10 protein-coding genes are annotated in these 9,669 nt (G+C 70.7%); 5 read left to right on the top strand and 5 right to left on the bottom strand.

All coding sequences use genetic code 11. From position 1 onward, the window contains the following. The first annotated feature begins 12 nt into the window (after positions 1-12). On the top strand, positions 13-357 hold the full coding sequence (locus tag JWR86_RS13775; protein WP_299566583.1) for a GNAT family N-acetyltransferase: 345 nt from the start codon (positions 13-15) through the stop codon (positions 355-357). Between the two features lie 95 nt (positions 358-452). On the opposite strand, the gene JWR86_RS13770 is transcribed toward JWR86_RS13775, so the two are convergent. Together JWR86_RS13770 and JWR86_RS13765 are read right to left on the bottom strand one after the other, a co-directional pair. Further along, positions 453-1,283 carry a PRC-barrel domain-containing protein gene (locus tag JWR86_RS13770; protein ID WP_299566578.1) on the bottom strand — a complete coding sequence of 277 codons (831 nt, stop codon included), beginning with the start codon at positions 1,281-1,283 and terminating at the stop codon, positions 453-455. A 136-nt stretch (positions 1,284-1,419) separates the two neighbouring features. Continuing rightward, a complete protein-coding gene (locus tag JWR86_RS13765; protein WP_299566576.1) occupies positions 1,420-2,598 on the bottom strand; it encodes a hypothetical protein in 1,179 nt (392 codons plus the stop codon). An 85-nt stretch (positions 2,599-2,683) separates the two neighbouring features. Between JWR86_RS13765 and JWR86_RS13760 the strand changes: the two genes are divergently transcribed. The 4 genes from JWR86_RS13760 to JWR86_RS13745 all read left to right on the top strand — a co-directional run bounded on the left by JWR86_RS13760 (position 2,684) and on the right by JWR86_RS13745 (position 6,384). Then, on the top strand, positions 2,684-3,277 hold the full coding sequence (locus JWR86_RS13760) for an NnrU family protein (protein ID WP_299566574.1): 594 nt from the start codon (positions 2,684-2,686) through the stop codon (positions 3,275-3,277). A gap of 222 nt (positions 3,278-3,499) precedes the next feature. Continuing rightward, entirely contained in the window at positions 3,500-4,165 is a 666-nt protein-coding gene (locus JWR86_RS13755; RefSeq protein WP_299566572.1) for a tetratricopeptide repeat protein, read from the top strand. 7 nt (positions 4,166-4,172) lie between these two features. Next, positions 4,173-5,510 (top strand): ribosome biogenesis GTPase Der, encoded by a 1,338-nt coding sequence (der, locus tag JWR86_RS13750; protein WP_299566570.1) that lies wholly within the window; start codon positions 4,173-4,175, stop codon positions 5,508-5,510. Between the two features lie 70 nt (positions 5,511-5,580). After that, positions 5,581-6,384, top strand: coding sequence for a potassium channel family protein (locus JWR86_RS13745; protein ID WP_299566568.1), 804 nt, complete (start codon positions 5,581-5,583; stop codon positions 6,382-6,384). Between the two features lie 125 nt (positions 6,385-6,509). Here the strand turns inward: JWR86_RS13745 and JWR86_RS13740 are convergent, their stop codons facing one another. From JWR86_RS13740 to JWR86_RS13730, 3 genes are all read right to left on the bottom strand, one after another. After that, positions 6,510-7,250, bottom strand: a complete 741-nt coding sequence (locus JWR86_RS13740; RefSeq protein WP_299566566.1) for an SDR family NAD(P)-dependent oxidoreductase — start codon at positions 7,248-7,250, stop codon at positions 6,510-6,512. 3 nt (positions 7,251-7,253) lie between these two features. Continuing rightward, positions 7,254-8,729, bottom strand: coding sequence for an amidophosphoribosyltransferase (gene purF, locus JWR86_RS13735; RefSeq protein ID WP_299566564.1), 1,476 nt, complete (start codon positions 8,727-8,729; stop codon positions 7,254-7,256). 109 nt (positions 8,730-8,838) lie between these two features. Beyond that, complete coding sequence (locus JWR86_RS13730; RefSeq protein ID WP_299566580.1) at positions 8,839-9,414, bottom strand: CvpA family protein; 576 nt, start codon at positions 9,412-9,414, stop codon at positions 8,839-8,841. Positions 9,415-9,669: the final 255 nt, after the last annotated feature.

The following is a 9,669-nucleotide window of genomic DNA, read 5'->3' as shown; positions in this document are numbered from 1 at the left end:
GACGCGGCCGCGCTGGCGCCGCGCCTCGAGGCGCTTCAGGCCGGCGCCGGCGCCGCCCTTGTGGCCGTGGAATGGGGGCCGCCGGGCGGCATCGTGGTGCTGCATTGGCACCCCACGCTGGACGACGACCGGCCGGTGGCCTGGGTGAGCACGCTCGTGGTCGCCCCGGCGGAGCGCCGCCGCGGCATCGGCCGCCTCCTCCTGAAAGCGGCCTCGCAGGCAGCCCGGCTCGCAGGCTGCGGCACGCTGCGGCTGGCAGCGCCGCCCGGAAGCTCCGATCTGCGCGGCTTCTGCCACGCGGCCGGCTTCGAGGAGATCGGCGCCGTGTTTCGCCGCTCGCTCCGCAAGAAAAGCTAGTTGGGTCTGGGCGCGGCGCTGCCGCGCGAGACCTCGGAACAAAGAAAAAGGCCCGGGAGTGACCCCGGGCCTTCGACGTCAGCGTCGCGTGTCGATCACTGACGGGTGGTCGAGCCGCTGCCGCTGGTGCTGCCGGAGCGGGTGTCCGAGCGGCTGTCGGAGTAGTACTTGAAGGTCGGAGCGTTCTGCAGCTCGGCCTTGGAGAGCTTGACCATGGCGTGGTCGGGGTAGCCGTTATAGGCCGCCTGCTCGGCCGGGCTGCGCGAGCCCGTGTTGCCGGCCGCGCCGCCCGCCGCCGTGGTGCCACCAGCAGCCGTGGTGCCGCCAGCCGCCGTGGTGCCGCCGGCGCCGGTGGAGCCCATGCCGGAGCCGCTCGTGCCGGCCGTCGTGCCCGAGGTGGTCGTTCCGGCCGCCGTGGTGCCCGCGCCCGCCGTTCCGGCGCCGGTCGTGGTGCCGGAGGCCATGCCGCCGCCCGTGCTGCCGGTCGTGCCCGCGGTGGACCCAGTGGTGGTGCCGGCCGAGGACGTGGACCCGGTGCCGGCCGAGCTGCTGCGGCTCGTGGAGCGCTCGTTCACCCAGGTCACGGCCGACCACGGCACGGCCACGCTCTTCTCGCCGATGCCGAGGAAGCCGCCGACGCCGATCACGATGGCCTTGGCGTTGCCCTGGCTGTCGATCAGGACCTCGCTGATGTCACCGATCTTCTCGTTGTCGGTGCTGTAGACGTCGAGCCCGATGAATTTCGAGCCCCGGAACTGGCCCATGGCCTGGTCAGTGATGAAGTTGCCCGAAGCCGACGAGGAGGCCGAGGTCGCGGTGGTCGTGCCGGAGCCCGAGGACGTCATCGGCGTCGTGGACTGCGCCAGGGCACTGCCGGCCAGCATGGTCGTGGACAGAAACAGGATCGCGGCTTTTCGCGTGAACATGAGTGAGCCTCCAGAAGGTCGCCGGCATAGGGTGCCGATGCTCACGCAACGATCAGGGGAGGCTAAGGTTCACGTGGGCGGAGCCGAACGGCGAAAAGCTTCGCCCGGCCCGGCCCCCCGGGCCGCGCCGCAGGAGTCAGGGCAGGATCCGAATTGCGACCTTGCGCCGCACGAGTTCGCGGTCCGCGGTCACCCGGCAGCCCTCGACCCGCAGGGTGGAGAAATAGAGCTCGGCCGTGTCGCCCACGCTGTCGAAATTGCGGCCCGCGGCGTCGCGGTCGATCAGCGACGGGTAGGCGATCAGGCCGCCGCCGGACCCGCAGGGATCGTCGTAGAGGGTCGCTCCAGCGAGCAGCAGCCGCGGCTCATCCCAATGCAGGAGGTCGCGCGAGGTGGTGGTGTAGAACCCGGATCGGGCGAAGCGCCCGCCATCCGCCTTGGCCTGGAACACCGCCACCCAGGCCCGCGACGGCCGATGCCGCACGATGGCGCCCACCGGCGCCGGAAACGGCTCCACCGTCCGGCACGGTTTTGGCTGCGGGCTGGTCCGGTAGGGGTCAGTGTAGCGGATCGAGAAGGCTTGGCCGTCGAAGGCGCGCCAGCTCGACGGGTCGGCCGGCGTGAGCGTGCGGAACAGGCAGGGGCCCGCACTCTGGCCCGCCCAGCCCGTGGTGGAGGCCATGACGTAGCGGGCGGCGCCGTCGGCGACGATGTTGGAGGGGTTGAAGAAGCCCCGGTGCCGCCCCTGGCCCACCTCCTGGCGGAACGGCGCGGCCGCGACCACGGCCGGCACGGCCGGGCGCTCGAAGCTGCGGCCGCCGTCCTGTGAGCTCACCCCCAGCACGGTGTTGTACCAGCAGGCGAGATAGGCACTGAAGCCGCATCGCCCCGGATGGGTGTTGGCCTGGAACTCGTGGTGGACCAGCCCGTCCACGCGCCGCCCGTCCTCGGTCCAGGTCGCCGTGATCCAGCTCGCATCGTCGTAGCGGGCCGGGTCCGACAGGCCGGAGGAGGGCAGGGGCGACCGGCAATCGACCCGCAGGTGGTCGAAATCCGGCCCCCGCAAGGCGCGGTTCTTGGTGTGGAGGGCGAACAGGACGATCTCGCCCGCCGCGTCCCGGAACGCCCGGGCGTTGGTGTCCGGAACGTCGTCGCCGTCGCAGGCGTCCCGCTTCGGCGTGAACACCACTTCAGGCCCGGTCAGGAGGGTCAGGGCGGCAAGCGGCGGTGGCGCGGCCGGTGCGGCCGGTGCGGCCGCAAGGAGCAGCACGGCGGCGGCCGGCAAAGCCACCAGGGTCCACCACCGCGCCCGCATCTCGGTCTCCTGCCCGCGCTTCTGGCCGGCTCGCAGCCCTGCAGCCAATGGTCTATGCTCTCACACCCCGCTTACGGACCCCTTCATGCTCGCCCTCGTCGCCGGTCTCGCGCTGTTCATCGGCGTTCACAGTTTCACCATGCGGCGCGGCACGCGGGCGGCGCTGATCGAGCGCTGGGGCGAGACGCCGTATCGGATCGGCTACTCGGTGCTGTCGCTCCTCGGCCTGGTCCTGATCGTCTACGGCTTTGGCCTGTACCGTCGCACCGGCTGGGTGGAGGTGTGGTCGCCGCCGGTCGCGACGCGGCACCTGGCGCTGCTGCTCGTCTGGGTCGCCTTCGTGGCCTTCGCGGCCGCGTACCTGCCGGGCCGGATCAAGGCGGCCCTGAAGCACCCGATGCTGGCCGGCATCAAGGCCTGGGCGCTGGCCCACCTGCTGGCCAACGGAGATCTCGGGTCGATGCTGCTCTTCGGGTCCATCCTGGCCTGGGCGGTGGCGGCCCGGATCAGCGCCAAGCGGCGTCCGGACGAGGTCCGTCAGCATGGCGGCCCGCTCACGGCTCCGGCTGGCTGGCGCAACGACGTGCTGGCGCTTGTGGTCGGAACGGTGGCCTGGTTCGTGTTCGCCCGCTGGCTGCATCCGTGGTGGATCGGCGTCCCGGTCCTGCCCGGCACCTGATCCGGAGGGTCTCGGCCCGAACGGTGGCTGGCGTCCTGTCGCGCCGGGGTGCATGATGAGGTGCCTGGCCGGGGCGATGGTCATTGGTCCACCCGTCGCGCCCAGCCCGCCCACCTGGCTCTGCCCGGTGGGCTTTTTGTTGCGCGGCCGGGCCTTCGCCTCGCCTCGCCTTGCCCTTAGCCATGTGTTAGGCGGCCCATTCAGGGCGAACAGCGAGCTGAGATGGCCACCGATCCTTTTCTGCGCGAGGTCGACGAGGAATACCGGCGTGAGCAGCTGGCGCAGGTCTGGAAGCGGTTCGGCGGCGTGATCCTGGGCCTCGCGCTGCTGCTGGTGGGCGGCGTCGGCGGATGGCGCTACTGGCAGCACGCCCAGGTCACGCGCTCCGAGGCCGCAGCCGTGCGGTACGAGGACGCGCTGCAGCTCGCCCGCGACGGCAAGGGCGACGAGGCCGAGAAGGCGCTGGCGGCGCTGGCCGGCGACGGCGCGAGCGGCTACGCGCTTCTGGCCCGGTTCCGGGCTGCGGCCGAGATCGGCGACGGCGATGTCGAGGGCGGCGCCCGGGCTTTCGACGCCATTGCGGCCGACGCGGCTGTGCAGGGCTCGCTTCGCGACCTGGCCCGCTTCCGGGCCGCGGCGCTCCGGATCGGCTCGGGATCGGGCGACGTGGCGGCTGCGCTCGAGCCCATGGCCGCCGGCACGCAGCCGTGGCGCCACAGCGCCCGCGAAATGCTGGGCCTCGCGGCCCTGAAACGTGGCGACCTGGAGGCCGCTGGCCGCTGGTTCGACCAGATCGCCGCCGATCGCGAAACCCCGCAGGGTCTGCGCGGCCGGCTTGAGATTTACACCGCGCTCGTGGCCGGCGGCCCTGTCGCGATCACCCAGTAGCGAGCACATGTCGGTCGTCGCGATCGTTGGACGGCCGAATGTCGGCAAGTCGACCCTGTTTAACCGCCTGGTCGGGCAGAAGCTGGCCCTGGTCGATGACCGGCCGGGCGTCACCCGGGACCGGCGCGAGGGCGAGGCCCAGCTCGGGAACCTGTCCTTCACCGTGATCGACACGGCCGGGCTGGAGGAGGCCGAGGCCGGCTCTCTGTCCGAGCGGATGCGCTGGCAGACCGAGGCCGCGATCGACGAGGCCGACGTCGTTCTGTTTCTGATGGACGCCCGCGCCGGGGTCATCCCGGACGACCAGGTCTTCGCCGACCTCGTGCGCCGCTCGGGCAAGGCTGCTGTTGTTCTGGCCAACAAGGCCGAGGGCCGGGGCGGAATGGCCGGCGCCTATGACGCGTTCTCGCTCGGGCTCGGCGACCCGGTGCCGATCTCGGCCGAGCACGGCGAGGGGCTGCGCGATCTCTTCGATGCCTTGCTGCCCCTGATCGGCGACGATGACGGCGACAGCGGCGGGCGTGACAAGCCGCTCAAGGTGGCGATCGTCGGCCGGCCGAATGCCGGCAAATCGACCCTCGTGAACCGGATGCTCGGGCAGGACCGCCTTTTGGTTGGGCCCGAGGCCGGCATCACCCGCGACACCATCTCGGTCGAGTGGCGCTGGCGCGACCAGCCGATCCGGCTCTTCGACACGGCCGGGTTGCGCAAGCGCGCCCGCGTCGAGGACAAGCTGGAAAAGCTCTCGGTGGCGGATGCGCTGCGGGCGGTGCGGTTTGCCGAGGTGGTGGTGGTGCTGCTGGATGCCACCATCCCGTTCGAGAAGCAGGACCTCACCATCGTCGATCTGATCGAAAGCGAGGGCCGGGCTCTGGTGATCGGCGTCAACAAATGGGACCTCGTCGCCGACCGGCCCGGGCTGCTCAAGGAGTTGCGCGAGGAAGCGACGCGCCTGCTGCCGCAAGTGCGCGGCGTTCCCGTGGTGCCGGTATCCGGCCTCGCCGGGGAGGGCGTCGACCGGCTCATGCAGGCGGTGGTCGGAGCCGCCGATACCTGGAGCCGACGGGTTCCGACGGCACGGCTCAACGAGTGGCTGGCGGAAGCGCTGGAGGCGCATGCGCCGCCGGCCGTGTCGGGCCGCCGCATCAAGATCCGCTACATGACGCAGGTCAAGGCGCGCCCGCCGCATTTCGCCCTGTTCGGCAACCAGCTCGACGCCTTGCCGCGCTCCTACACCCGCTACCTCGTGAACGGGCTGCGCGAGGTGTTCGACCTGCCGGGCGTGCCGATCCGGCTCTCCTTCCGGACGGGCAAGAACCCGTTCGAAGGCCGCAAGCGGGATTGACGGACCGGACGGCCCCGGGGCCGAATACGCGGATGCAGGAGCGCTCGGCCAGGGCCGAGCGGCGGCGCGCATGACCACCACCACCACCGTCCCGGGTTCCGGCGGCGCCGGCTCGATCATGGGGCTGCTGCGGGAGCTGTATGACGGCCAGAGCGACCGCGCCTACCGCTTCCGCTACGGGCTTCTCGCCTTCGATATCTCGACCATCCTGTTCGTGGTGGTGTCATCGTTTATCGAGCGCACGGCCGTTCTGACGGCGATCGACGCCGTCGTGGGCATCCTGGTGGCGGCGGATTTTCTGGCCCGCTTCGCCACCAGCCGGACCCGCTGGCGGGATTTCGGCCGCCTCTCCACCTGGGCGGACATCGTCGCCGTGGTCTCGTTTCTCGGCCCGATCGTGGGCGAGGGCGGCGGCTTCCTCCGCATCCTGCGGACCCTGCGCCTGCTCCGCAGCTATCAGGTGACCGAGCGGCTCCGGAAGGACAGCGAATTCTACTGCTACAACGAGGAGGTGATCCAGGCCGTCGTGAACCTGTTCGTCTTCATTTTCGTGATGACGGGCATCGTCTACGTGACGCAGCACACCATCAATCCGGCCATCCGCAACTACGTGGATGCGCTCTATTTCACCGTGACGTCGCTCACGACGACCGGCTACGGCGACGTCACGCTGCCCGGCACCACGGGCCGGCTGCTCTCGGTCGCGATCATGATCTTCGGCGTGACGCTGTTTCTGCGCCTAGCCCAGGTGCTGTTCCGGCCGCACAAGGTGAAGTTCACCTGCCCGACCTGCGCGCTGATGCGCCACGACGAGGACGCGGTGCATTGCAAGGCCTGCGGCACCACGCTGCTGATCCCAGACGAGGGCCGCTGAGCTGGTGCGCCGCCGCGCCCGAGCCGGGGCCGCCCGTCCGCGAGCGAGGGGGCGGGCTGGCCGGGAGAGGGCTGCCCTGAGGTCGAGAGGCCGGGGTGTGACCGGGCTCCCGGCTCAGCGGCCGATCAGGCCGGGCGCTGGGGCGTGAGCACCCGATCGGTCGGGAAGTCGTAGATCTTGCCCGACTCGGCCCAGTCCGGAGCGGCCAGCCGCAGGATGTGGGGCGCGAGGTCCTCCGGGGTGCGCAGGGTCTCGGGATCCTCCCCCGGCATGGCGGCGGCCCGCATGCGGGTGCGGAGCGGCCCCGGATTGACCAGCATCACCTTGATGGCCGTGGTCGCGGTCTCGGCCGCATAGGTGCGGGCCAAGGCTTCCAGCGCCGCCTTGGACACGGAATAGGGGCCCCAATAGGCCCGGCAGGAATGCGCCGATCCGGAGGAGACAAAGATCGCCCGTCCGGCGTCGGCCGCCCGCAGCAGCGGGTCGAGCGAGCGGATCAGACGCCAATTCGCCGTGACATTCACGGCCATGACGTCGTCCCAGATCTTCGGGTCGAAATGGCCGAGTGGCGCCAGGCCGCCCAGCAGCCCGGCATTGCCGAACAGGATGTCGAGCCGACCCCAGCGCTCGTGCAGGGCGGCGCCCAGCCGGTCGAGCGCCGCCACGTCCTTGAGGTCGAGCGGCACCAAGGTCGCCGTCCCGCCCTCCTGGCGAATCTGGTCGTCGAGTTCCTCCAGTCCGCCCTGGCTGCGGGCCAGGGCGACCACATGCGCGCCCGCCGCGCCGAGGGCGACCGCGGTGGCGCGGCCGATGCCGCGCGACGCGCCAGTGACGACCGCGACGCGGCCCGCGAGAGCACCGGCCATGGGTCAGCCGGCCTCGGCCAGGAGGGAGATCTGTTTCGAGGCTTCCCCGAGATGGTCGGTGATCGGGGTCGGGTATTCGCCGGTGAAGTAGTGGTCGGTGAATTGCGGCATGCTGTCGTTGCGGCCCGGGTGGCCGAGGGCCCTGTAGAGGCCGTCGATGGACAGAAAGGCGAGGGAATCCACGCCGAGATAGTCGCGCATCTCGTCCACCGACATGCGGGCGGCGATCAGCTTGTCCTGCGACGGCATGTCGATGCCGTAGTAATCGGCGTATTTGATGGGCGGGCAGGCGATCCGGAAATGCACTTCGGTCGCGCCCGCCTCACGCACCATGGCGACGATCTTGCGCGAGGTGGTGCCGCGCACGATCGAATCGTCGACCAGGACGACGCGGCGGCCCTCGATCACGGCGCGGTTTGCCGAATGCTTCAACCGCACGCCGAGCTCGCGCACGGATTGGGTCGGCTGGATGAATGTGCGGCCGACATAGTGGTTGCGGATGATCCCGAGCTCATAGGGGATCCCGGACGCCTGGCTGAAGCCGATGGCGGCCGGCACGCCGGAATCCGGCACCGGCACCACGACGTCCGCTTCCACCGGCGACTCGGCGGCCAAGGTTGCGCCGATCCGCTTGCGGACCTCGTAGACGTTCTGGCCGCCCACGACCGAATCCGGGCGGGAGAAATACACGTATTCGAACAGGCAGGGCCGGGCGCGCAGGGCCGGGAAGGGGCGCTGGCTGTCGATCCCGTCCGGGCCGATCACCACCACCTCGCCGTTGGCCACGTCCCGGACGTGGCGGGCGCCGATGATGTCGAGCGCGCAGGTCTCGGACGTCAGGATCGGGCAGCCGTCGAGTTCGCCCAGCACCAGCGGCCGGATGCCGAGCGGATCCCGCGCGCCGATCAGCTTCTTGTTGGTCATGCCCACGAAGGCATAGGCGCCCTCGACCTGCGACAGGGCGTCGGTGAACCGGTCGATGAAGCGGTTCCGGCGCGACCGGGCGACGAGGTGGAGGATGACCTCGGTGTCCGACGTTGCCTGGAAGATGGCCCCGTCGCCGATCAGCTTGCGGCGCAGCGTCAGGCCGTTCGAGAGGTTGCCGTTATGGGCCACGGCGAAGCCGCCGGTCTGCAACTCGGCGAAGAGCGGCTGCACGTTGCGCAGAATCGTCTCGCCCGTCGTGGAGTAGCGCGTGTGGCCGATGGCCGAACGGCCCGGCAGGCGCTCGATCGTGGACGCCTTGGAGAAGTGGTCCCCGACCAGGCCGAGCCGGCGCTCCGAATGGAACCGGCCTTCGTCGAAGGATGTGATGCCGGCGGCCTCTTGGCCGCGATGCTGCAGGGCGTGCAAGCCGAGCGCCGTGATGGCCGCCGCGTCGGGGTGCCCGTAAATGCCGAACACGCCGCATTCCTCGCGCAGCGAGTCGCCGTCATGCTCGTCGTCGAAATCAGAGGAGTCTGTCTGCCAAGCAGCCATGCGGCCGGATCCCTTGCGCATCAAGGGTGTCATGTAGACCGGGCGGGGCGGCTTTGCCACCCGGACCCGATGCGCGGGGACCGGCCCGGCGATGCCGTCCGTGCAGCCCTTAGCCGCGGCCGGGCGTGGCAGGGGTCGGGGTGGCGCTCTTCGGCTCGGGCACTGTCGCGCCATCACCCTGGCGTTTGCGGAACTGTGCCATGACCCCGTCCGGGTCGGGCAGCATGGCGATGATGGCCGTGCTGGTGTTCTCCAGCATGGGCCGCGCCCGCGCCGTGGTCGCCCAATCGGGCATCTTGCCCTGGACCAGCCAGGCCAGGAAGGTCCAGCCGATCACGCAGATCAGGAAGCCCCGGGCAGCTCCGAACAGGAAGCCGAGCGTGCGGTCCAGCGCGCCGATGCGTGAGTCGAGGATGAAGTCGGAAAACTTCACCGTGACGATCGAGACAATGAGAAGCGTGACCACGAACACGGCGCCAATGGCGACCGCCAGTGCGATGTTGGGGTTCGCGATGTAGTCCTTGATCCGGGGCAGGAGCAGCGGATGGAGGAACCACGCGGCACCCGCGGCCGCGATCCAGGCCACGATGGCCAGCACTTCGCGCGTGAATCCCCGGACCGCGGCAAGCAGGGCCGAGATCACGACCACGCCGAGCACGACGAGGTCGAGGATGGAGACGGGCATCGAGGCCGGCATGAGGATCGGGTCCGAGTAGGTCGGCGCAGGCGGCGTGGCGAGCGGATTCTATAGCGGCACCGGGCGGGACCGTCACGGGGCGGGCCCGGCAAGGTGATGCTTTGCCGGACTCTGTTGCCGGCACGCATCGACGGGGCGATCAGCCGGCGCGGCGCGGGGAAGCGGGCCGGCGCGAGCCGCCCCCGGCGATGCGGGCGACGAGGTCGGCCACGTGCGCAATGGCCACGGGCCCGGCGCCGCGTC

It is taken from the genome of Enterovirga sp., assembly GCF_028290205.1.
Taxonomy (GTDB): domain Bacteria; phylum Pseudomonadota; class Alphaproteobacteria; order Rhizobiales; family Beijerinckiaceae; genus Enterovirga.
This window is presented reverse-complemented; position numbering and strand designations above follow the sequence as displayed.